This is a genomic window from Achromobacter xylosoxidans A8, assembly GCF_000165835.1.
GTDB lineage: Bacteria > Pseudomonadota > Gammaproteobacteria > Burkholderiales > Burkholderiaceae_B > Achromobacter > Achromobacter xylosoxidans_B.
On sequence record NC_014640.1, the window covers coordinates 2068435 to 2090016 of the forward strand.

The 21582-nt window shown below is 64.9% G+C and carries 19 protein-coding genes and 3 tRNA genes; 15 read left to right on the forward strand and 7 right to left on the reverse strand.

The features are described 5' to 3' along the window. Positions 1 to 15: 15 nt before the first annotated feature. From AXYL_RS09680 to AXYL_RS09690, 3 genes are read right to left on the reverse strand one after another with little or no spacing between them, the layout of a single operon-like run. Entirely contained in the window at positions 16 to 1296 is a 1281-nt protein-coding gene (locus tag AXYL_RS09680; protein ID WP_013392613.1) for an arsenic transporter, read from the reverse strand. An 11-nt stretch (positions 1297 to 1307) separates the two neighbouring features. Then, a complete protein-coding gene (locus tag AXYL_RS09685) occupies positions 1308 to 2252 on the reverse strand; it encodes an AEC family transporter (protein ID WP_013392614.1) in 945 nt (314 codons plus the stop codon). A gap of 27 nt (positions 2253 to 2279) precedes the next feature. Next, entirely contained in the window at positions 2280 to 3173 is an 894-nt protein-coding gene (locus AXYL_RS09690; protein ID WP_041655327.1) for a DMT family transporter, read from the reverse strand. A 114-nt stretch (positions 3174 to 3287) separates the two neighbouring features. Here AXYL_RS09690 and AXYL_RS09695 point away from each other — a divergent pair, with 114 nt between their 5' ends. Next, on the forward strand, positions 3288 to 3737 hold the full coding sequence (locus AXYL_RS09695; protein WP_162470883.1) for a GNAT family N-acetyltransferase: 450 nt from the start codon (positions 3288 to 3290) through the stop codon (positions 3735 to 3737). 131 nt (positions 3738 to 3868) lie between these two features. Here AXYL_RS09695 and AXYL_RS09700 read toward each other — a convergent pair. Then, positions 3869 to 3953 (reverse strand) — tRNA-Leu (locus tag AXYL_RS09700). A 160-nt stretch (positions 3954 to 4113) separates the two neighbouring features. Between AXYL_RS09700 and AXYL_RS09705 the strand changes: the two genes are divergently transcribed. Next, positions 4114 to 4725, forward strand: coding sequence for a tRNA-uridine aminocarboxypropyltransferase (locus AXYL_RS09705; protein ID WP_013392617.1), 612 nt, complete (start codon positions 4114 to 4116; stop codon positions 4723 to 4725). Positions 4726 to 4835: 110 nt separating this feature from the next. On the opposite strand, the gene AXYL_RS09710 is transcribed toward AXYL_RS09705, so the two are convergent. Then, positions 4836 to 4920 (reverse strand) — tRNA-Leu (locus tag AXYL_RS09710). Between the two features lie 240 nt (positions 4921 to 5160). Between AXYL_RS09710 and rnr the strand changes: the two genes are divergently transcribed. From rnr to AXYL_RS09770, 12 genes are all read left to right on the forward strand, one after another. Further along, entirely contained in the window at positions 5161 to 7635 is a 2475-nt protein-coding gene (rnr, locus tag AXYL_RS09715) for a ribonuclease R (protein ID WP_013392618.1), read from the forward strand. Between the two features lie 130 nt (positions 7636 to 7765). Beyond that, complete coding sequence (gene rlmB, locus AXYL_RS09720; RefSeq protein ID WP_013392619.1) at positions 7766 to 8503, forward strand: 23S rRNA (guanosine(2251)-2'-O)-methyltransferase RlmB; 738 nt, start codon at positions 7766 to 7768, stop codon at positions 8501 to 8503. Positions 8504 to 8555: 52 nt separating this feature from the next. After that, complete coding sequence (locus tag AXYL_RS09725; protein ID WP_013392620.1) at positions 8556 to 9800, forward strand: cystathionine gamma-synthase family protein; 1245 nt, start codon at positions 8556 to 8558, stop codon at positions 9798 to 9800. 58 nt (positions 9801 to 9858) lie between these two features. Then, positions 9859 to 10539 (forward strand): Fe2+-dependent dioxygenase, encoded by a 681-nt coding sequence (locus AXYL_RS09730; RefSeq protein WP_013392621.1) that lies wholly within the window; start codon positions 9859 to 9861, stop codon positions 10537 to 10539. 352 nt (positions 10540 to 10891) lie between these two features. Beyond that, the gene (locus tag AXYL_RS09735) at positions 10892 to 11164 is read left to right on the forward strand and encodes an HU family DNA-binding protein (protein ID WP_003812968.1); all 273 of its coding nucleotides are present in this window, start codon (positions 10892 to 10894) and stop codon (positions 11162 to 11164) included. Between the two features lie 153 nt (positions 11165 to 11317). Continuing rightward, positions 11318 to 11393: transfer RNA gene (locus AXYL_RS09740), tRNA-Val, on the forward strand. Positions 11394 to 11664: 271 nt separating this feature from the next. Further along, positions 11665 to 12474: an energy transducer TonB gene (locus AXYL_RS09745; protein ID WP_013392622.1), complete on the forward strand. Its 810-nt coding sequence runs from the start codon at positions 11665 to 11667 to the stop codon at positions 12472 to 12474. 1 nt (position 12475) lies between these two features. Beyond that, positions 12476 to 13471, forward strand: a complete 996-nt coding sequence (locus AXYL_RS09750) for a MotA/TolQ/ExbB proton channel family protein (protein ID WP_013392623.1) — start codon at positions 12476 to 12478, stop codon at positions 13469 to 13471. Continuing rightward, entirely contained in the window at positions 13471 to 13953 is a 483-nt protein-coding gene (locus AXYL_RS09755; RefSeq protein WP_013392624.1) for an ExbD/TolR family protein, read from the forward strand. The genes AXYL_RS09750 and AXYL_RS09755 overlap by 1 nt, the downstream gene beginning before the upstream one ends. Before the next feature lie 65 nt (positions 13954 to 14018). Continuing rightward, the gene (locus AXYL_RS09760) at positions 14019 to 14690 is read left to right on the forward strand and encodes a response regulator transcription factor (RefSeq protein WP_006218435.1); all 672 of its coding nucleotides are present in this window, start codon (positions 14019 to 14021) and stop codon (positions 14688 to 14690) included. Positions 14691 to 14756: 66 nt separating this feature from the next. Further along, positions 14757 to 15872, forward strand: coding sequence for a sensor histidine kinase (locus tag AXYL_RS09765; RefSeq protein WP_013392625.1), 1116 nt, complete (start codon positions 14757 to 14759; stop codon positions 15870 to 15872). Then, the gene (locus AXYL_RS09770; RefSeq protein ID WP_041653043.1) at positions 15869 to 17797 is read left to right on the forward strand and encodes a potassium transporter Kup; all 1929 of its coding nucleotides are present in this window, start codon (positions 15869 to 15871) and stop codon (positions 17795 to 17797) included. The genes AXYL_RS09765 and AXYL_RS09770 overlap by 4 nt, the downstream gene beginning before the upstream one ends. A gap of 408 nt (positions 17798 to 18205) precedes the next feature. Here AXYL_RS09770 and argG read toward each other — a convergent pair whose 3' ends face one another. Then, positions 18206 to 19546 (reverse strand): argininosuccinate synthase, encoded by a 1341-nt coding sequence (argG, locus tag AXYL_RS09775; RefSeq protein ID WP_013392627.1) that lies wholly within the window; start codon positions 19544 to 19546, stop codon positions 18206 to 18208. Positions 19547 to 19623: 77 nt separating this feature from the next. Next, positions 19624 to 20556, reverse strand: coding sequence for a LysR family transcriptional regulator (locus AXYL_RS09780; protein ID WP_013392628.1), 933 nt, complete (start codon positions 20554 to 20556; stop codon positions 19624 to 19626). A 97-nt stretch (positions 20557 to 20653) separates the two neighbouring features. Between AXYL_RS09780 and AXYL_RS09785 the strand changes: the two genes are divergently transcribed. Beyond that, the gene (locus AXYL_RS09785) at positions 20654 to 21520 is read left to right on the forward strand and encodes an amidohydrolase family protein (RefSeq protein WP_013392629.1); all 867 of its coding nucleotides are present in this window, start codon (positions 20654 to 20656) and stop codon (positions 21518 to 21520) included. The last annotated feature ends 62 nt before the right edge of the window (positions 21521 to 21582 follow it).

Below are 21582 nucleotides of genomic sequence, written 5' to 3' on the forward strand. Positions count from 1 at the left end.
AAACCGCCTGGCCGCCTATTGCAGCCGCCACGCCAGCGCCGCCAAGGTCAGCAGCAGCACCGGCAAGGTCAGCACGATGCCGACCCTGAAGTAATAGCCCCAGGTGATGCGCAGGCCTTTGCGCGCCAGCACGTGCAGCCATAGCAGCGTTGCCAGGCTGCCGATGGGCGTGATCTTGGGGCCGAGATCGCTGCCGATGATGTTGGCGTAGATCATGGCATCCTTCACCGCGCCGGTGGCGCTGGTGTCCGCGATCGACAGCGCGCCCACGAGCACGGTGGGCAGGTTGTTCATGATGGACGACAGAAAGGCGGTGATCAGGCCCGTGCCCATCGCCGCGCCCCACACGCCATATTCCGCGCAACGGTCCAGCACCTGCGCCAGGTGCGCGGTCAGGCCGGCGTTGCGCAGGCCGTACACCACCAGGTACATGCCCAGCGAGAAGACCACGATGTGCCACGGGGCCTCGCGCATGATGCGCCGCGTGCCGACGATATGCTGCCGCCCGGCGATCAGCAGCAGGCCCAGCGCCCCGACGGCGGCGATGGCGCTAACCGGGATGCCCATGGGTTCCAGGATGAAAAAGCCCGCCAGCAGCAGCGCCAGCACGATCCAGCCGGCGCGGAACGTGGTCAGGTCGCGGATCGCGGAAGCGGGCGCGGGCAGTTGGCTTACGTCATAGCGCGGCGGAATGCTGCGGTGGAAGAACAGCAACAGCACCGCCAGGGTCGATGCCACGGCCATCAGGTTCACCGGCAGCATCACCGACGCGTACTCGCCGAAGCCGATGTTGAAAAAGTCGGCCGAGACGATGTTGACCAGGTTGGACACGATCAGCGCAATGCTGCCTGTGTCCGCGATGAAGCCCGCGGCCATCACGAAGGCCAGCGAAGCGCCGGGGCCGAAGCCCAGCGCCACCAGCATTTCCATGACGATGGGCGTGAGGATCAGCGCCGCGCCGTCGTTGGCGAACAGTGCGGAAACGGCCGCGCCCAGCAGCACGATCAGGACGAACAGCAGCCGGCCCCGGCCGCCGCCCCAGCGCGCCACGTGCAGCGCCGACCATTCGAAGAAGCCGGCCTCGTCCAGGATCAGGCTGGTAACGATGATGGCGATGAAGGTGGCGGTGGCGTTCCAGACGATGCGCCAGACATCCGCGATGTCGGCCGGGTGGACCACCCCCGTGGCCAGCGCGAGCGCGGCGCCCAGCACGGCGCTCCAGCCTATCGACAGGCCCCTGGGCTGCCAGATGACCAGGGTGATGGTGAGTACGAAAATGGCGGCGGCGAGCAGCATGGTGAAAGGCGTCAGGAAAGCGGATGGGCGCTGATCCAGGCGACCAGCAGGCTGACAGTCAGCACCGACGCCACCGTGGAGACCAGGATGGCGCGCGAGGTCACGCGGGCGTCGCGGCCGTACATCTGCGCCAGCATGAAAGGCCCTGTGCCGATCGGCAGCGCGCTCATCAGCACCGCGGTCCAGGCCCATACCGGCGGCATGGTGAAGACATAGAACGCCAGCACGGCCGTGACAGCGGGCTGCAGCAAGAGCTTGCCGGTGACCAGACGCATGACGCCCGGCCCCGAGCTGGACGTCTCCGTCTGCGCCAGGAACAGGCCTATCGTGACCAGCGCGCAGGGGCTGGCGGACGCGCCGAGCAAGGCCACGTAGCGGTCCACGCCCTCCGGCAGGGCGAGCCCGGTGAAGGCCCAGGCCAGGCCCAGCAGCGGCGCCGCCAGCAGCGGATTGCGCAGCAGCGCGCGCCCGACCTTGAGCAGCGTGGAGGGCAGGTTGGGCGTCTGCTGGCGGTCGAACTCGATCAGGGCGATGGCGCAGCCGAACAGCACACTGGCGGTGAGCAGGGTGGTGAAAGTAGCGGGCGCCATGCTGTCGGGGCCGAACAGCGCCAGGCATAGCGGAATGCCCATGTAGCCGGCGTTGGCGTAGGAGGCGGCCAGGCCCTGGATGCCGCGGTCGGTCAGCGCGCGCTGCGTGCGGCGCGCGCCGGCAAAAGAGACCAGGAACGTGACCGCGATGCCGCCCGCGAAGGCGCCCACGAAACCCCAATGCGCCATGTGCGCCAGGTCCACTTGCGTCATGGCGCGGAACAGCAGCGCGGGTAGCGACAGATAGACGACGTAGCGATTCAGGGCGTCGGTGGCGCCGGAACCCAGGATGCGCCAGCGGGCGGCGAGCCAGCCGGTCAGGATCAGCGCGAAGACCGGCAGGGCGGAGGTAATGACGGCGTTCATGGACAGGGACCTGGAGGGGCGCTCATTCTACTTGGGCGACGCTTGTGCCGTGCGCGTCACCAGCAGGATGCCCAGCGCCGCCAGCGCCATGCCGGGCCAGGCCAGCGCGGGGATGGCTTCGCCCAGGATGATCAGCGCGATGACGGCCGTGCAAGGCGGTACCAGGAAGAACAGCGCGGACACGCGCGAGGCCTCGCCGTAGCGGATCATGGTCAATAGCAAGGTGATGGCCACCAGCGAATTGCCCACGACCAGATAAGCCAGCGAACCCAGCAAGGGGCCGGTCCACTCGATGTGCATCGGCTCCAGCCAGAACGCCAACGGCGCGGTGGCGATCAGGCCGACCGCGTACTGCACCATATTGGAGGTGACGGGATGCGTTTGCACGCCGTAGCGCTTTTCATACAGGGTGCCCCCAGTGATGCAGAGCAGGGCGCAGATGGCGAACGCCAGGCCTAGCGGCGAGAGCACGTCGATCGAGGCCTTGGCGATGATCACCAGCGCGGCGCCCGATACCCCCAGGCCCAGGCCGGCCCAGCGGCGGGCATCGACTTTCTCGTGCGCGATCGCCGGCGCCAGCAGGCCGATCAGGATAGGCTGCAGTGAGGTGATCAGCGCCACGGCGCCGGCCGACATGCCCTGTTTGAGCGACAGGTAGGTGAAACAGAAGTAGCCTGCCTGCAACAGCAGCCCGACCATCGCCAGATGGCCCCAGGCGCTGGCGCCGCGCGGCAGCGGCGGGCGCAGAACCAGCATGAAGGGCGCAAGAATCAGCACCACGCAGGCATAGCGCAAGGCCAGGAACGTCATGGGGTCGGCATAGGCCAGACCCACTTTGAGCACGACGAAACCGCTGGACCAGAGAAGCAGGAAGAGCGCGGGCGCGGCTTTCAACCAGGCGGGGGGAGCGGCAGGCGGCATGTGGCGGAACATGGACGACGTGGGCAAGCCGCGATCGTACCCCCTTTTGGCACTTGTTCATCCCTGCCTAAAATGAGGCGTAGGATTCTTTTATTCATTTGCTGCACGCGAGGGATGGACATGTCGACCAACAAACAAGCTACGGTGCGTATCGCCCTGGGAACCTGGGACCGTTTGCGCGACGACGCATATTCGGTGCGTCACGAGGTGTTCGTCGTCGAACAGAAAGTGCCACCCGAAGTCGAGCTGGACGACGACGACGCCGTGTCGGTGCACGCCGTGGCCTACGGCCCGGACGGCACGCCGATGGGTACGGGCCGGCTTTTGCCCGACGGTCACATCGGCCGCATGGCGGTCCACAAGAAGGCGCGGGGCATGGGCGTCGGCAGCCAGTTGCTGGACGCGTTGATCAAACAAGGCCATGGCGACGGCCATCGCATGCTGGTGCTTCACGCGCAGACGCATGCGGCGGGCTTCTACCAGGCGCACGGTTTCAATGTGGAAGGCGAGGAATTCGTCGAGGCCGGTATTCCGCACGTGGTCATGACGCATGTGCTGAAGTAGGGCAGTCCCGCCCGGCTCAAGAAAATTGCGAGCCGGGCAAGCAAAATGGGCCCGACAAAGAAAAAACCCCGGACGCTTACGCGTTCGGGGTTTTTTTGGCGCATCACGCAGGTACCTCGTGATGTAATAATTGGTGCCCAGGAGAGGACTCGAACCTCCACACCTTGCGGCACACGGACCTGAACCGTGCGCGTCTACCAATTCCGCCACCTGGGCGCTGATGCTTTACTTGTCGCTTCGCTTTCGCGTTGTTTCTTGTTCAGCAGCAGAGGAATGAGATTATGCACACTTTTTTAGAAGTGTGCAAGTCGTGTGGGTTTTTTTTCATATTTTTTGCTGCCGGGCCGCTTTCGAACATTCGATATAGTGTCGCCCCATGTCCCGTACCCTTTGCACGCGTTGCCTGCGTCCTCTATCGCACTGTCTGTGCGCGCTGATTCCCTCGCTTTCCTGCCGTACTCGAGTCGTGGTGCTGCAGCATCCCAGCGAGGCGCGTCATGCCTTGAACACCGCAAGATTGGCCGTGCTGGGATTGGCGGGCGCGCAACGCGTGGTGGGCGAATATTTTTCAGAAGACGACTGGGCGTTGCCCGGCCACCTGCCTCGCTTGCTGTTTCCCGGCGAGGGCGCTGAGGTGTTGGTGCCTGGCTACGGGCAGGATCTCGGCGCGCCCATCAGGTTGATCGTGCCCGACGGCACCTGGGGGCATGCGCGCAAGCTGCTGCATATCAATCCTGCGCTTGCCGCTTTGCCGCGCGTGATGTTGCCTGCGGGACTCTCCACGCGCTATCGCGTGCGCCATGCCGATGTGGCAGGTGCCTTGTCCACGATAGAGGCCGTGACGCATGCCTTGAACGCCATCGAGGCGCCGATGAATTTCGATGCGCTGCTGCGGCCTTTCGAGGCATTGATCGATGGCCAGATCGAAGGCATGGGCGCCGATCTGTACGCACGGCATCATTTGAACCGCAAAGTGCCTTGGCGTTGAAGGGCAGGGTTTGCAAGGCGCAAAGCAAAAGCCCCGGAAATCTTGCGATTTCCGGGGCTTTTTAGCCGTTGCCATCAAGACTGGCTTGCATAGTCTTGATTGAAATTCCGTGGTGCCCAGGAGAGGACTCGAACCTCCACACCTTGCGGCACACGGACCTGAACCGTGCGCGTCTACCAATTCCGCCACCTGGGCACTGAGAGATACTGTCAGAAGTATGTGATACGCTGCCGCCCTAGTTGCATCGCTTCAGTTAAAACACATTAACTAAAGCATGCTTCCAAAGTGCAGTTGGTTCTACAATACGGTTTTAAGCAACTTGCTTTTCAACCCCGGCTGGGCTTTAAACTTCCCAACCTTCTGACCATTTTCTGCTTCAGTGTTCAGCCTTGGGCGAACCACAGAAGCTGCGCATTATATACGGAAATTTTAGCTTTGGCAAAACGATCGAATAACGAATCGAATAACAACAGATCAACACCCTTGCCCGAAGCGCCGCCGGACTTCGATCCTGATGTCCCGTCCCGTGAAGCCATCCTGAAAGCGCTGCGCGCCGCAGGCTCGCCGCTGTCTCCGGTGGAACTGGCCGAACGCATGGGCGTCGAGCGCGCCGCGACGATGGTGGGATTTGAGCGCCGCCTGGGCGCCATGGAGCGCGACGGGCAATTGATGCCCAATCGCAAGGGCGTGTTGCTGCTGGCCACCAAACTGGACTTCGTTGCCGGCAAGGTGCTGGGGCATCGCGACGGCTTCGGCTTCCTGCTGCGCGATGATGGCGGGCCCGATCTGTTCCTGTCGCCGCGCGAAATGCTCAAGGTGCTGCATGGCGATCGCGTGCTGGTCAAGCCTGCCGGCGAATACCGCGGCAAGCCTGAAGGCACCATCGTCGAAGTCATCGAACGCCGCACCAACAAGCTGGTGGGGCGCTTTCTGCACGAACACGGCCTGTCCATCGTCGTTCCCGAGGACCAGCGCATCAAGCACGACATCCTGATTCCGCCCAGCGATACCAACGGCGCCCAGCACGGGCAGGTGGTCGCGGTTGAAATCATGGAGCAGCCCACGCGCCATACGCAGCCGCTGGGCCGCGTGGCCGAGGTGCTGGGCGAGATCGACGATCCCGGCATGGAAATCGAGATCGCGGTGCGCAAGTTCGACGTGCCGGTCGAATTCTCGGAGGCCGCGCGTAAGCAGGCGGCGCGCCTGCCGGATGTGGTCAAGAAGACCGACCTGAAAGACCGCGTCGATCTGCGCGACGTGCCGCTCATCACCATCGACGGCGAGGACGCGCGCGACTTCGACGATGCCGTTTACTGTGAACCCGTGGAACTGGGCACGGGCCAGCGCAAGCGTCCGGGCTGGCGCCTGCTGGTGGCCATTGCCGACGTGAGCCACTACGTGCGTCCGGGCGACGCGCTGGACGACGACGCGATCGAACGCGGCACCAGCGTGTACTTCCCCCGCCGGGTCATCCCGATGTTGCCGGAATCGCTGTCCAACGGCCTGTGTTCGCTGAACCCGGACGTCGACCGCCTGGTGCTGGTCTGCGACATGGTTATCCCGGCCAGCGGCGCCAAGGCGGGTACGGTCACGGCCTACCAGTTCTATAACGCGGTCATGCATTCGCATGCGCGCACCACCTATACGAACATCTGGGCCGCCTTGCAGCAACCCGGCGGCCCGGCGGCGCATGCCATGCGCAGCGTCATGCCTCAGGTCCAGCACCTGTACGAGCTCTATCAGTTGTTGGCGCAAGGGCGCAAGAAGCGCGGCGCCATCGATTTCGACACGGTCGAGACCAAGATCGTCTGCAACGAGCTCGGCCGCATCGAGCAGATCGTGCCGTCGGTACGCAACGATGCCCACAAGCTGATCGAGGAATGCATGTTGGCCGCCAACACCTGCGCGGCCGACTTCATGACCCGCAGCAAGCATCCCGGCCTGTACCGCATCCACGAAGGGCCTACCCCCGAGCGCCTGCAATCGCTGCGTGAATTCCTGCGCACCATGGGCCTGTCGCTGGGCGGGGGCGAGACGCCCACGGCCAAGGACTACGGCGACTTCCTGGATTCGGTGCGCGGACGTCCCGACTACCAGCTGCTGCAGACCATGTGCCTGCGCTCCATGCAGCAGGCGGTTTACAGCCCGGACAATATGGGCCACTTCGGCCTGTCCTATCCTGGCTACAGCCACTTCACCTCGCCCATCCGCCGCTATCCCGACCTGCTGACGCACCGTGTCATCAAGGCGTTGCTGGCCGGCCAGCGGTATGTGCCCAGCCTGGAAGACCAGCCTGTGGTGATAGGCCGTACGCAACGCGAACACGAACACGCCATCTGGGAAAAGATGGGCCTGGTCCTGTCCGCCAGCGAGCGCCGCGCCGACGAGGCGTCGCGTGACGTCGAGGCCTGGCTCAAGTGCTGGTTCGTCAAGGAACGCGTGGGCGAGGACTTCAGCGGCACCGTTACCGGCGTCGCCAGCTTCGGCATCTTCGTCACGCTGGATACCCTGCACGTCGAAGGGTTGGTACATGTTTCCGAACTGGGCGGTGAGTACTTCCAGTTCAACGACGCCCTGCACGAGCTGCGCGGCGAGCGCACCGGCATGCGCTACCGCCTGACCGACAAGGTTCAGGTCCAGGTCTCGCGCGTGGACCTGGAGGCCCGCCGCATCGAGTTCCGCCTGGTGCAAGGTACGAGCTTCGACGCTCTGCGCAAGGCCTCGGCCCGCGGGCCGGATGAGCCGTCGCGCCGCGTGAAGAAGGCGGCCTCGCCCAAGCCCGCCGCCCTGAAGGGCCAGACCGCCAAGGAGCGGCGCGCCGAAGCCAAGAAGGCCAGCAAGCCGCCCAGGGCGCCCAAGGCGTCCAAGCGCGCCGCGCCGGCCAAGAAGGCCGCGCACAAGCGCCACTGATGCTTCTTTATGGCCAGGCCGTCGTTTGGCGGCCGAGCCATAAGGGGTAACATTGCATCTATGCCCGGCTTGGTCCGGTGGCCCGCCCCGCTCTGGGGCGGGTATTCGTTTATCTAAAGGTATTGCATTTATGGCGTCGACCCAAGTCCTGGCCGGGTTTCACGCGGTTGTTGCGCGGCTGCGCCACGCGCCCGACTCGATCAAGGAAATCTATGTAGAGGCATCGCGCCGCGACAAGCGGATGCAGACGTTCATCGAGCAGGCCGAGAAAGCGGGCTGCCGCCTGCATCCGGTCCCCATGGAGCGCCTGGACGGCTTGTCCCGCGGCACTCGCCACCAGGGCGTGGTGGCGCTGGCCGAAGAACGCCAATTGGCGGTGGACGTGGACGAAGTTCTCGACGTCATCGAAGGTCCGCCGCTACTGCTGATACTCGATGGCGTGACCGATCCGCACAACCTGGGCGCCTGCCTGCGTACGGCCGACGCCGCTGGCGTGCACGCGGTCATCGCCCCTCGCGACCGGGCCGTTGGCCTGAACGCGACCGTGCAACGCGTGGCTTGCGGCGCCGCCGACACGGTGCCCTATCTGATGGTGACCAACCTGGCGCGCACCATGCGCAGCCTGAAGGACCGCGGCGTGTGGCTGGTGGGTACCGACGACCAGGCGACCGACAGCATGCACCAGATCGATGCGCGCCAGCCCATGGCCTGGGTCATGGGGGCGGAAGGCGAGGGCATGCGCCGCCTGACGCGGGAAACCTGCGACCAGTTGGTGAACATTCCCATGCTGGGTTCGGTGGAAAGCCTGAACGTCAGCGTGGCCAGCGCCGTCTGCCTATACGAAACCGTGCGTCAGCGCCGTTCCTGATCCATCCGCCTTGCCTATCCTGTAGACCACATCCTCTTCGCGTCAGCCCATCATGCACCAGAACGGCTTTACCACCACGATCCTCCATTCCGACCGCAAGCAATCCGTCGAGCACGGAGCGGTGCACAAGCCCATGCATCCGTCCTCGGAGTTCGCTTACGAAGACGCCCGCGAGCTGGCTGCGGTCTTCCAAGGCAAAGCTGGCTTTACCTACGCCCGCCAGGGCACGCCCACCACCACTGCGCTGGAGGCCAAGGTCAACCAGATGGAAGGTGGCAAGGGCACGGTCAGCTTCGCGACCGGCATGGCCGCGCTGGCCGCGATCTTCACCACGCTGCTACGCCGCGGCGACCACCTGGTATCCAGCCAGTTCGTGTTCGGCAACACCAACAGCCTGCTGGGCACGCTGCTGGAACTGGGCATCGAGATCACCTTCGTGGACGCGACCGATTCGTCGCAGGTGCGCGCGGCGATCCAGCCCAATACCCGCATGGTCTTCACCGAAACCATCGCCAATCCGGGCACGCAAGTTGCCGACCTGGCGGTGATCGGCGAGATCTGCTGCGAGAAGGGCCTGGTCTACGTGGTCGACAATACCTTGACCACGCCGTGGATGTTCCGGCCGGCCTCGGTCGGCGCGTCGCTGGTGATGAACTCGCTGTCCAAGTACATCGGCGGCCATGGCAATGCCTTGGGCGGGGCCGTGACGGATACTGGCTTGTACGATTGGTCGGATGACTCGAACATCTACGAGGCCTATCGCAAGGGCGCGCCCACTAGTTGGGGCCTTACGCAGATCAAGAAGAAGGGTCTGCGCGACATGGGCGGCACCCTGGCGGCCGAGCCCGCGCACCGCATCGCGGTGGGCGCCGAGACGCTGGCCCTGCGCATGGCCAAGCATTGCGCCAACGCGCTGGCGCTGGCGCGCTTCCTGGAAGAGCATCCCGGCGTGGCCAAGGTGCATTACCCTGGGCTGGCCAGCCACCCGCAACATGCGCGCGCGGCGGCGCTGTTCGGTTCGCGCTTCGGCGGGCTGCTGGGCGTGGAACTGGCCGATGGGGTGGATTGCTTCGATTTCCTGAACCGCCTGCGCATCGTGCTGATGGCGACTCACCTGGGCGATACGCGCAGCTTGGCGCTGCCCGCCGCTCACACCATCTATTACGAGATGGGCGCCGAGCGCCGCAAGCAGATGGGCATCGCGGACAGCCTCATCCGCGTGTCCGTGGGCATCGAAGACGAAGCCGATCTGCTGTTTGATTTCGATCAGGCGCTCAACGGCTGCCTGCAGGGATAATGCGGCACGCGCGCGGCCGGTGGCTGGCCGCGCCTGCAACGCCATCGGGATAGTGCCCATGCTTATACAGATCGCAGAAGTTTTTACGCCTGAAGAGGCGGCCGAGATCCGGCGCCGCCTGGACGCCGCCGATTGGGTCGACGGCAAAGTCACGGCCGGGCATCAGTCGGCCGAGGTCAAGCGCAACCGCCAATTGCCGGAGCAGCACCCCTTGGCGCAGGAGCTGGGCAACCTGATCCTGCAGCGCCTGGCGGTCAACAACCTGTTCATGTCCGCCGCGTTGCCGCGCAAGATCTTTCCGCCTTTGTTCAATCGCTACGAGGGCGGCGAGTCCTTCGGCTATCACGTGGACAACGCCGTGCGCGGCATTGCCGGCACGGCCGAACGCGTGCGTACCGACCTGTCGGCCACCTTGTTCTTCTCCGAGCCCGACTCCTACGATGGCGGCGAACTGGTCATCGACGATACCTATGGCCCGCGCGCGGTGAAGCTGCCCGCCGGGCACATGGTGCTGTATCCCAGCACCAGCCTGCACAAGGTGAATCCGGTGGCGCGCGGCGCGCGCGTGTCGTCCTTTTTCTGGATGCAGAGCCTGGTGCGCGAAGACAGCCAGCGCGCGCTGTTGCTGGACATGGACGTGGCCATACAGCGCTTGAACCAGGACGCCGCGGGGCATCCTTCCATCGTGCAGCTCACCGGCATCTATCACAATTTGCTGCGTCGATGGGCCGAGGTCTGACGCAAGTTAACTATCGCGTTCGGGGGTGTCGCGCAAATCCCGAAATGCGTGTTTCTGTTTATTGCGAAAAGGTCTAAAAGCTAGTATTGGCGCGGGTTGTGGTGAGGTTTTCGCTTGACAGCCGCGCCACGCCAAGGCCTAATACACGTCTGCGTCGCTGACGATTTGAAGGCAATTTGCCATTGAATCCAAGCGGCGCAGCAGTTTAAAAGTTGTGCTTCGCAGCGCAAGAAAAAAGTTTATCCACTGTCTGTTCGTCGTTTGTCGGGTCTTGCGTCTTCAGCGGCGTCCATCATGACGGCCGTGAACTGCACTACCGGCAGACTCAATACCTTGTGAGGGGTACACCTGAATGAACAAAACCGAACTCATCGATCACATCGCCAGCAAGGCTGACATCTCCAAGGCTGCCGCTGGTCGTTCGCTCGACGCCCTGATCGGTGCCGTCAAGACCACCCTGAAGAAGGGCGGTACGGTTACGTTGGTTGGCTTTGGCACGTTCGCTGTGTCGGCTCGCGCCGCTCGCACCGGCCGTAATCCGCGCACCGGCGAAACCATCAAGATCAAGAAGGCCAAGGTGCCGAAGTTCCGTCCGGGCAAGGCCCTGAAGGACGCCGTCAACTAATGGACGGCGGGCGGATCGCAGGCGCAGACCTGGCGATTTGCCCACAAGTGCGCGGTCCGGTATACTCCGGCCCGCGTATTGCTTTTGAGTGCCCCGGTTGGCAGTTGCTTGTACGGATTTTTCGCGAATTTCGTCTTGAGGCTGCATCAAAATGGGTGCTTAGCTCAGTTGGTAGAGCGGCGCCCTTACAAGGCGTAGGTCACAGGTTCGACCCCTGTAGCACCCACCAAAAGCTCCGATATGCGCTCCGCACAAAACCCGCACACGTCATGGTGGCGGGTTTTTTGTTTTGGGTTTTGTTCTTCATTGACTGAGCTGGCTTGCATTGCTCGGGCGCATTGATCCAGGTCAGAAATGTAGGACCGGATCAGATGAAATAGGACGTGCGAATCATTCGCATTTAAGATATTATTGTGGGCTTGTACCGGTCAGCAGCCGTCGCCATTGCGTGTGCGTCTTTTACTGGCTGGCCGGATAAGTCAATGCACTCTGGCTGATTCATGCCTAGTTTTCAACGCGGTTGGAATTCTTCTTCGCGCTCTTCATTCGGTATACGCGCAGGCGCTGGCCTGACGGTCCTGGCGCTGCATGCGGCAGTGATAGGAGCCATCTTCATGGCGCCCGAGAATCGTCCTGAACTCGAGGAACCGGAAGCCATCATGGTGAGCGTGGTGGATGCGCCCATTCCCCAGATCGCCAAGGCCGAGCCCACTCCCGAAGAGCCGCAACCGGTGACGGAAACGCCGCCCGAGCCGCAACCCGAGATTGAACCGGAACCCGAGCCTGAGCCCGAACTCAAGCCCGAGCCGGAGCCTGAACCCGAACCGGAACCGGTGGTTGAAAAGCCGCCGATGCCGGCGCCCAAGCCCAAACCCAAGCCGCCACCCAAGCCTAAGCCCAAGCCGGAGCCCAAGCAGGACGTCAAGGTCGAGCCCAAGCCGGACGCGCCGAAGGCGCCGCCCAGCGGCGCGCCCGAAGGCACCCAGGCGCCGCAAGGGCCGCAGCAGGGACCGCCGCCCGACCAACCGGTGCTGGTTTCCAGCATCGAGTTCCAGGGCGCGCGTCCCATGCCCAATTACCCGATGGCCTCGCGCCGCATGCGGGAAGAGGGCCGGGTGGTGGTGCTGGTCGAGATCAATACCCAGGGGCTGGTCGAGCGGGCAACCATCGACGCTTCCTCGGGCTTTCCGCGCCTGGACGAGTCGGCGCTGGCAGCCGCCCGCAAGGGCCGTTTCAAACCGTATACCCGTAACGGCGTGGCCTATCCCGCCAAAGCCAAAATTCCGTTCGATTTCGTAATGAGGAACTGAGATGTCCAACGCACTGCATAGCGCCACCCTGGTGGCGCAGGCGACCACCAGCCCGGCAGCGCCGGCTGCCGCCGCTGCTGCGCCTGCCGCGGCTGCGGCCGCGCCCGCCGCCCAACAAGCCGCCTCGACCGTCGGCGCCGTGGCTCAGCAAGCCGCTGGCGCTGTCCAGCAGTCGGCCGACACGCTGCAAGGCGCCGCCGCCGCGCTGCCCTCGGCGCTGCCTGCCGCGCCGGCTCCCATCGCGGTCCCCGACATGGGTTTCATGCACTTCATTGCGCAGAGCGACTTTGTCGGCAAGAGCCTGTTCATCATCCTGATCCTGATGTCGCTGGTGACCTGGTACCTGATCCTGGTCAAGGTGGCCAGCAACGTCAGCATGCGCAAGCGCTCGGCGGACTTCCTGAACAAGTTCTGGAATGCCAGCTCGCTCGAGCAGGTGGAAAACGAAATCGTCACGCACGGCGCGCGCGATCCGTTCTCGCACTTGGCCAGCCATGCCATGCATGCGCAGGCGCATCACAACAAGTTCGGCGCGACCAAGCTGGAAGAAGCCGGGAGCAATACCGATTTCGTCACGCGCACCATGCGCAAGGTGATCGACGAAGAAACCGCCAAGCTGGAAAACGGCCTGACGGTGCTGGCGTCGGTCGGTTCGACGGCGCCGTTCGTGGGCCTGTTCGGTACGGTCTGGGGCGTGTACCATGCCCTGGTCGGCATCGGCCTGTCCGATGGCGTGACCATCAACCGCATCGCTGGTCCGGTGGGCGAAGCGCTGATCATGACGGGCCTGGGCCTGGCGGTCGCCATTCCCGCGGTGCTGGCCTACAACACCTTCGTGCGCAACAACCGCGTGTTCCTGTCGCGCCTGGATGCCTTCGCGCATGATTTGTTCGCGTTCCTGACCACCGGCCAGCAAGTTGCGCTGTCCGACGGCAAGGTGCGCGCCCTGCGCCGCCAGAACGGCAACGGCGCTGCGGCTCAACGCGGGAGCGAATAATGGCCTTTGGCAGCTTCGAGGGCAAAGGGTCCGGAAGCCACACGGTTTCCGAGATCAACATGGTGCCCCTGATCGACGTGATGCTGGTGCTGCTGGTGATCTTCATCATCACCGCGCCGCTGCTGGCGCACTCGATCAAGATCAACATGCCCCAGGTGGCCGCCGAGCAGATCGAGGAAGAGCCCAAGACCGTCGACCTGGCCATCGATGCCAGCGGCGCGCTGTTCTGGGACGAGAAGCCGGTCAATATCGACGACCTGCCCAACCGCTTCAAGTCGATCGCCGGCACCAAGCCGCAACCCGAGATCCGCATCCGCGCGGATCAGAACACCCGCTACGAGACGCTGGCCAAGGTCATGGCTTCGGCGCGCCGTTCGGGCATGACGCGCATCGGGTTCGTCACCACGCCTCCTTCGGGCGGCGCCGCGGGCGCGGCAACCCCCGCCGCAGCCGGAGCCGCCCCGGCTCCGTCCGCACCTTGAACGCTTCCCGGCCCCGGGGCGTATTTCACGCCCCGTTCCGGCCGGGATCGCGCTAGAATCGCCGCATGCGAGTTCTGGTAATCGAAGACGACACCACCCTGGGCCACGCGCTCCAGGAATTTCTGGCCGACCAAGGCTATGCGGTCGACTGGCTGACCGAGGGCGACCGGGTTCTGGGCGCCTTGGCAGGTCAGCCCTACGACCTGATGCTGCTCGACCTCAACCTCCCCGGTATGAGCGGACTGGACGTGCTGCGGCAGTTGCGGCAGGACGGCAACCAGGTCCCCGTGCTGATTCTCACCGCCCGCGATGGCATCGAGGACCGCGTCGCCGGCCTGGATGCCGGGGCCGATGATTACGTCACCAAACCTTTCGAACTGCCCGAGCTGGCGGCGCGCGTGCGCGCCTTCGGCCGGCGCCGTGCCGGCCAGGCGCAACCCCTGATCGAAGTCGGACCGCTGGTGTTCGACACCGTCGGCCGCGAAGTCCGCGCCAATGGCCAGCGCTTGTCCCTGTCGGTGCGCGAACTTTCGGTTCTGGAAATGCTGATGGCCCGCGTCGGCCGCGTCGTGACCAAGCGCCAGATCGTGAACTCGCTTTCGGCCTGGGATGCCGACTTCAGCGAAAACGCCGTCGAAGTCTATGTGTACCGCCTGCGCAAGCGCCTGGAAGGCACGGGCGCCAGCATTCAGACGGTACGCGGCTTTGGCTACATGCTGGATGTGGAAACGGCCTGACGGGCCGGCCTCGGCCGGATCGCGCCGGCCGAGCGCATCCATACGCCTGGGCGAGGGTATTGCGTCATGATGCAGGAACGCGCTCCTACCTCTACTCCGGCTTCCCGCCCCTTGCTTCCCTCCCGTTCGCTGGCGCGGCATCTGGTCATTCGCCTGATGCCGCCGATCCTGCTGCTGGTCCTGCTGGACTTGGCAGCCACCTGGGTCATCACGCACAAGATCGACATGTCGCTCTGGATGCTGGAAGATTTCTTCTGGCTGATGGTGGTGGGGCAGATCGCGCTGATTGCGCTGTTCACCTGGGTGGTGGTGCAAGGGGTGCGCTCGGGGCTGCGTTCGGTCAATCATCTGTCTGAGGAGATCAGGCAACGTTCCATCGACGACATGCAGCCGCTGGAAGTGGCCGGCGTGCCGGTCGAGATCGAGCCGCTGGTGACGCACACCAATGATTTGCTGCTGCGCCTGGACGCCTCGCTGGCGGCGCAGCGCCGCTTCATCGGCCATGCGGCGCACCAGTTGCGCACGCCCTTGTCCGGCCTGCGGCTGGAGTCCGAGCTGATGCTGGCGCGTCCCTTGCCCGACGACGTGCGGGCGCGGGCGGAACGCATCAAGGCCGTCAGCGACCGCATGATCCGCCTGGGGCAGCAACTGCTGGTGCTGGCGCGCGCCGATCCCAACGCCCGCCCGCAAGACAGTTTCGTGCGCATCGACCTGTGCGAATGGGTGCGCGCGAACGGCGCGGAGTGGTTTCCGCGGGTGCGCGAGGCGCACTACGAGCTGGATCTGGTGGCGCCCGACGCGCCGATCTGGATCGACGCCGATCCCTTGCTGTTGGCCGAGCTGCTGGGCAATCTCATCGACAACGCGCTGCGCTATGGCAACAAGACCGGCCGCATCACGCTGATCGTCGGCGCCAATCCGCCTTCGCTGACCGTGGAGGACGACGGGCCTGGCATTTCTCCGGATGAGCGCGAACGCGTGTTCGAAGCCTTCTACCGCTCGCCCACGGCTACTGCGGGCGGGTCGGGCCTGGGGTTGGCCATCGTGCGGGAAATCGCGCATGCGCATGGCGCCTGGTGGAAGCTCACCAGCCGCCCGGACTTTTCAGGAACACGGCTTTCCGTCGTGTTTCCCGGCCCCCGCAAGGGAGCCCAACTCACTCGTCAAGAACCTACATCATGAGCCAAGGTTCGGCCAGCGTTCCTTCGTCGTCCAATGGGCATGCACTCGGCGGACACGCGCCGTCGTCGCGCGCGGCTCTCATCATGGGGGCGCTGGGTGTGGTGTACGGCGATATCGGCACCAGCCCTCTGTATACGCTGCGGGCCTGCTTGACGGGACTGAGCGTGCACACCGATCTGGAGCCGGCGCACCTGCTGGGCGTGCTGTCCATCCTGTTCTGGATGCTGATGGTGGTGGTGTCGTTCAAGTACGTGACCCTGGTGCTGCGTGCTGACAACCGTGGCGAGGGCGGCACGCTGGCCTTGCTGGAATTGGCAGTGCGCGGGCGCGAAGGCAAGCTGCGCTGGGTGCTGATCGTGCTGGGGATCTTCGGCGCGGCACTGTTCTATGGCGACAGCATGATCACGCCGGCGATCTCGGTGCTGTCGGCGCTGGAAGGGATAGGCATCGTGTCGCATCAGCTGGATGCCTGGGTAGTGCCGCTGGCGCTGGTGGTGCTGATCGCCCTGTTCGCGATCCAGTCGCACGGCACGGGCGCCATGGGCAAGCTGTTCGGTCCGGTGATGCTGCTGTGGTTCGGCACGCTGGCCGCGCTGGGCGGCTGGCAGATCTGGCAGACCCCGGAAGTGCTGCGGGCGTTGAATCCGATGTGGGGGCTGCGCTTCATCGTCGAGTTTCCGTGGATCAGTTTCGTGCTGTTGGGGGCGGTGGTGCTGGCCCTGACCGGCGCCGAGGCGCTGTATGCCGACATGGGCCACTTCGGTCGTCCGGCGATCCGCCGCGCCTGGTTCAGCATGGTGCTGCCGGCCTTGACGCTGTGTTATTTCGGCCAGGGCGCGCTGCTGCTGCGCGATCCGACGGCGATACGCAATCCGTTCTTCATGATGGCGCCGGAATGGGGGCTGGCTCCGCTCGTGGCGCTGGCGACCATCGCGACCATCGTGGCGTCGCAGGCGGTGATTTCCGGGGCTTACTCGGTCACGCGGCAGGCGGTGCAACTGGGCTTCTGGCCGCGCATGCAGATCCTGCACACCTCGGCGGTCGAGAAGGGGCAGATCTATCTGCCGCAGGTCAATGCGCTGCTGCTGTGCGCGGTGCTGATCCTGGTGCTGCTGTTCCGCAATTCGGACAATCTGGCCGCGGCCTATGGTTTTGCGGTCACTGGCACGATGCTCACGACTTCGGTGCTGGCTTTCGCGGTGCTGCCGCGCGGTTCGACCGGAATCAAACGTGTGTTGTGGCTGGTGGCGCTGGGCCTGCTGCTGTTGTTTGACGTGCTGCTGTTCTCGGCCAATGTGTTCAAGATCCATGAGGGGGGCTGGCTGCCGCTGCTGGTGGCCATCGTGGTGTTCACGCTGATGATGACCTGGCGGCGCGGACGCCGGCTGCTGTCCGAGATGCAGCAGCGGGACCGTCAGCCGCTCAAGGAATTCATGGCGCAGCTGGAGGAATATCCGCCGTCGCGGGTGCCGGGCACCGCGATCTTCATGACGATGAATTCGGGCAATGTGCCGCCGGCGCTGCTGCATAACTTGAAGCACAACAAGGTGCTGCACGACCATGTGCTGTTCCTGACGATCCTGGTGGCGGACGTGCCTTATGTCTCGCCGGAAGAACGCTTCTCCGTGACCAAGCTGTCGGCGTCGAGCTGGCAGGCGACGATCAATTACGGCTTCAAGGAAGATCCGGACGTGCCGGAGGCGCTGCGGCTGGTGGCGGAGGCCTATCCCGAGATTGATCTGGAGCCGATGCGGACTTCCTACTTCCTGTCGCGGCAGACGGTGGTGGCGGCCAGGAAGCCGGCGTTGTGGCGGTGGCGGCGGGCGGTGTTTTCGTTCATGGCGCGGAACTCTACGCGGAGTACCAAGTTCTTCAAGATTCCGGCTAATCGGGTGGTGGAGATGGGGATGCAGGTGGAGCTCTAGGCTCTGGGTTCTTGCCGATGCGGCGAGTTCTTATGACGCCTGTGGCGAGGGGGCATGGGACGCGCGGGGCAACGATTGCGGCCCGGAGCCTTCGCTCCGGGCTTCCCCGTCGTCATCGTCGTCCTCGCCTTCGGCGACTCCTTCCGATTCCCTCGGGCTTATCGACGCCCCGCGCGTCCCACGCCCCCTCGCCACAGGCTGCGCCAGTTGAATTTGTCCGGTCGCTGGCGCGGGTAGTGTGCTTGACGTCCTCGCCTAGAGTGGGGTGTGGCGATGGATTTTGCGGGGCTCGCCCCCGGCCGGCCGCGCGGGCGGCCTTTGGGGGCTTCGGCGGTTTCTTGCGATTGATGTTGCCCAAACAAAAAGCCCTTCGGCATGCCGAAGGGCTTTGTTTTGGGCGTTGAAGAATTACTTCTTCTTGCCTTCGTCGCTCAGCTGCGGCAGCGAGCTGCCGGAGGAGGCGAGCAGGCCGGTCTTCACGTAGGTGAAGAGCTTGCCGCGGGTGTCGACGATGTCGAGGTTGCGCATGGTGAGCTGGCCGATGCGGTCTGCGGGCGTGAACGGGGCGTTTTCGACCTTTTCCATGGACAGGCGCTCGGGCGCGTAGGTCAGGTTGGGCGATTCGGTGTTCAGCAGCGAGTAGTCGTTGCCGCGGCGCAGTTCGATGGTGACTTCGCCGGTGACGGCGCGGGCGACCCAGCGTTGGGCGGCTTCGCGCAGCATGATGGCTTGCGGGTCGAACCAGCGGCCCTGGTACAGCAGGCGGCCGAGCTTGCGGCCGCTTTCGCGGTACTGCTCGATGGTGTCTTCGTTGTGGATGCCGGTGACCAGGCGCTCGTAGGCGATGAACAGCAGGGCCAGGCCCGGGGCTTCGTAGATGCCGCGGCTCTTGGCTTCGATGATGCGGTTTTCGATCTGGTCGCTCATGCCCAGGCCGTGGCGGCCGCCGATGCGGTTGGCTTCGAGCATCAGTTCGACGGGGTCGCTGTATTCCACGCCGTTCAGGGCGACCGGATGGCCTTCCTCGAAGCGGACGGTGACTTCCTCGGCCTTGACGGCGACGTCGTCGCGCCAGAAGGCGACGCCCATGATGGGCTTGACGATGCGGATGCCGGAGTTCAGGTGCTCCAGGTCCTTGGCTTCGTGGGTGGCGCCCAGCAGGTTGGAGTCGGTGGAGTAGGCCTTTTCAGCCGACATCTTGTAGTCGAAGCCGGCCTGGCGCATGTATTCCGACATTTCGGAACGGCCGCCGAGCTCGTCGATGAAGCGCTGGTCCAGCCAGGGCTTGTAGATCTTCAGGTCCGGATTGGTCAGCAGACCGTAGCGGTAGAAGCGCTCGATGTCGTTGCCCTTGAAGGTGCTGCCGTCGCCCCAGATGTTGACGTCGTCTTCCTTCATGGCGGCCACCAGCATCGTGCCGGTGACTGCGCGGCCGATGGGGGTGGTGTTGAAGTAGGTGATGCCGGCGGTCGAGATGTGGAACGCGCCCGATTGCAGGGCGGCGATGCCTTCGGCCACCATCTGCGCGCGGCAGTCGATCAGGCGGGCCTTTTCGGCGCCGTAGGCCATGGCCTTGCGCGGGATCTCGTCGTAGTCGGACTCGTCGGGCTGGCCCAGGTTCGCGGTGTAGGCGTAGGGGATGGCGCCATTGTTGCGCATCCACAGGAGCGCTGCGCTGGTGTCGAGGCCGCCGGAGAAGGCGATGCCGACCTTCTGGCCGGTGGGAAGGTTCGGGAGAATAGTGGTCATTGTTTGAAGTGAGACGCCAACAGGACTTGGACAGCAGACTTGGACAGCCGCTAGCCGCCAAACAAGAGAAACGGACGCTATTTTAACTCTTTTGCCGCGGATGGGCCGGGGGGCGCGAATAGGGCTGGCAGCTCCAGCCGCCGGATCAGGAGTGCGGTGGCGGCGGCCAGCCGGGTGGCGGGGCGGTGGCGGGCGCTGGCCAGGACCAGGTCGTTGGTGATGATCGGGTCGACGATGTCGCAGAGCGACAGCTCGTGTTCCGCGGCGGGGCCGCGCGCGGCCGAACGTGGCAGGATGGCGTAGGCGTCGCCCTGGGCGGCCAGTTCGACGATGGTCTGGACGGCGTCCACCTCGACGGCGATGGTCAGGCGCACGCCCTGGGCGCGGCACACGCTTTCGACCAGGGTGCGGATGGCGTTGGGCAGGCTGGGCACCACCAGCGGGTAGTCGCCCAGTTGCGCCACGGCGATGCGCGCGGGCAGGGCGGGCCGGTGTCCGGCGGCGGCCACCAGCACCAGGTCTTCGCGGAACAGCGATTCGTAGGCCAGCTGGGGCGAGGGTGCGGGATCGTAGAGCAGGGCCAGGTCGACGCGGCCGGCCAGCAGCCATTCGCGCACCTGGGCGCTGAGGCCTTCGGCCACGGCGATGGAGGCTTCGGGAAAGCCGCGGCGGAAAGCCTGCACCAGCGGCGGCGTCAGCACCCGCGCGATGCGGGGCGGCAGGCCCACCACGACCTTGCCGGTGGGCGTTTCGCGCAGGGTCTGCAGGTCTTCCTTGGCGCGTTCGGCCAGGGTCAGCAGGGCGCGGGCGTGCTCCAGGAAGCGCAGTCCGGCCTCGGTGGGTTCGGCGCCGCGCCCGTTGCGATAGAGCAGGTGCTGGCCGAGTTCCAGTTCCAGCAGGCGGACCTGGCGGCTGAGCGTGGGCTGTGCCACGTCCAGCATTTCGGCCGCGCGCGAGAAGCTGCGCCTCTCGGCCACGCGCAGGAAGTATTCGATCTGCTTCAGGTCCATCGGATATTTGGAAAATCTATATCTGAAATCAAAGATATAGCATTGTTCGACTGCGGGCAATCCGGGACCATGACACTTTCACCGCAGGAACCCGCCCGTGCCCGATTGCCGTCCTCCGCTTGCCTCACCGTCCCGTCCCCGCCACGCCTTGCCGCCTGGCGCGTGCGATGCGCATTGCCATGTGTTCGGGCCGGCTGACGTGTTTCCGTATGCCGAGGGCCGCTCGTACACGCCGCCGGACGCGCCTTACCAGGCCATGGCGGCGCTGCACGAGCGCCTGGGCGTGGAGCGCGCGGTGGTAGTGCAGGCCAATTGCCATGGCTCCGACCACCGGGCCTTGCTGGACGCGCTGGCCCGGAGCGGCGGCCGCTATCGCGGCGTGGCGCTGCTGGGGGCTGACGCCACCGAGGCCGGCGTCAGGCAATTGCATGAGGGCGGGGTGCGCGCGGCCCGCTTCAACTTTGTGCCGCATCTGGGCGGCGCGCCCGATCCGGCGGTCTTTGACCAGGTGGTGGCCCTGATCGCGCCGCTGGGCTGGCATCTGTGCCTGCATCTGGACGGCGCGATGCTGCCGGAACTGTTGCCGCGCCTGGCTACGCTGCCGTTGCCCTTCGTGGTCGATCACATGGGGCGGTTGAAAGCTGCCGATGGTTTGGAGTCGCCGGCGATGCAGGCGCTGCTCGGCTTGGCGCAGGTGCCGCAGGCCTGGGTCAAGGTGTCGGGCATCGACCGCATCGCGTCCGGCACGCGTCCGTATGCCGAGGGCCTGCCCTTTGTGCGCGCGCTGGCCGAGGCTTTGCCCGACCGTTGCCTGTGGGGCACGGACTGGCCGCATCCGAACGTGGCGGGCGACATGCCGGATGACGGCGAGTTGGTCGACCTGTTTTTCGAAGCTTGCCCCGATGCGGCCTTGCGTCAGCGCATCCTGGTGGACAACCCGGCGCGGCTGTACGGATTCGAGTAGGCGCGGCAAACGCGGCCGCCATCAGGCGGCGCGCGGATGACAAGAAAATTCCATTCAATCAG

What these genes read in the sequence shown, in the direction of transcription:
- AXYL_RS09755 (WP_013392624.1), top strand. Translation starts at nt 13,471, where the DNA reads ATGGCCTTTGGCAGCTTCGAGGGCAAAGGGTCCGGAAGCCACACGGTT.
- AXYL_RS09685 (WP_013392614.1), bottom strand. Translation starts at nt 2,252, where the DNA reads ATGAACGCCGTCATTACCTCCGCCCTGCCGGTCTTCGCGCTGATCCTG.
- AXYL_RS09730 (WP_013392621.1), top strand. Translation starts at nt 9,859, where the DNA reads ATGCTTATACAGATCGCAGAAGTTTTTACGCCTGAAGAGGCGGCCGAG.
- AXYL_RS09770 (WP_041653043.1), top strand. Translation starts at nt 15,869, where the DNA reads ATGAGCCAAGGTTCGGCCAGCGTTCCTTCGTCGTCCAATGGGCATGCA.
- argG (WP_013392627.1), bottom strand. Translation starts at nt 19,546, where the DNA reads ATGACCACTATTCTCCCGAACCTTCCCACCGGCCAGAAGGTCGGCATC.
- rlmB (WP_013392619.1), top strand. Translation starts at nt 7,766, where the DNA reads ATGGCGTCGACCCAAGTCCTGGCCGGGTTTCACGCGGTTGTTGCGCGG.
- AXYL_RS09735 (WP_003812968.1), top strand. Translation starts at nt 10,892, where the DNA reads ATGAACAAAACCGAACTCATCGATCACATCGCCAGCAAGGCTGACATC.
- AXYL_RS09680 (WP_013392613.1), bottom strand. Translation starts at nt 1,296, where the DNA reads ATGCTGCTCGCCGCCGCCATTTTCGTACTCACCATCACCCTGGTCATC.
- AXYL_RS09750 (WP_013392623.1), top strand. Translation starts at nt 12,476, where the DNA reads ATGTCCAACGCACTGCATAGCGCCACCCTGGTGGCGCAGGCGACCACC.
- AXYL_RS09690 (WP_041655327.1), bottom strand. Translation starts at nt 3,173, where the DNA reads ATGCCGCCTGCCGCTCCCCCCGCCTGGTTGAAAGCCGCGCCCGCGCTC.
- AXYL_RS09780 (WP_013392628.1), bottom strand. Translation starts at nt 20,556, where the DNA reads ATGGACCTGAAGCAGATCGAATACTTCCTGCGCGTGGCCGAGAGGCGC.
- AXYL_RS09745 (WP_013392622.1), top strand. Translation starts at nt 11,665, where the DNA reads ATGCCTAGTTTTCAACGCGGTTGGAATTCTTCTTCGCGCTCTTCATTC.
- AXYL_RS09765 (WP_013392625.1), top strand. Translation starts at nt 14,757, where the DNA reads ATGATGCAGGAACGCGCTCCTACCTCTACTCCGGCTTCCCGCCCCTTG.
- AXYL_RS09705 (WP_013392617.1), top strand. Translation starts at nt 4,114, where the DNA reads ATGTCCCGTACCCTTTGCACGCGTTGCCTGCGTCCTCTATCGCACTGT.
- AXYL_RS09725 (WP_013392620.1), top strand. Translation starts at nt 8,556, where the DNA reads ATGCACCAGAACGGCTTTACCACCACGATCCTCCATTCCGACCGCAAG.
- AXYL_RS09695 (WP_162470883.1), top strand. Translation starts at nt 3,288, where the DNA reads ATGGACATGTCGACCAACAAACAAGCTACGGTGCGTATCGCCCTGGGA.
- AXYL_RS09760 (WP_006218435.1), top strand. Translation starts at nt 14,019, where the DNA reads ATGCGAGTTCTGGTAATCGAAGACGACACCACCCTGGGCCACGCGCTC.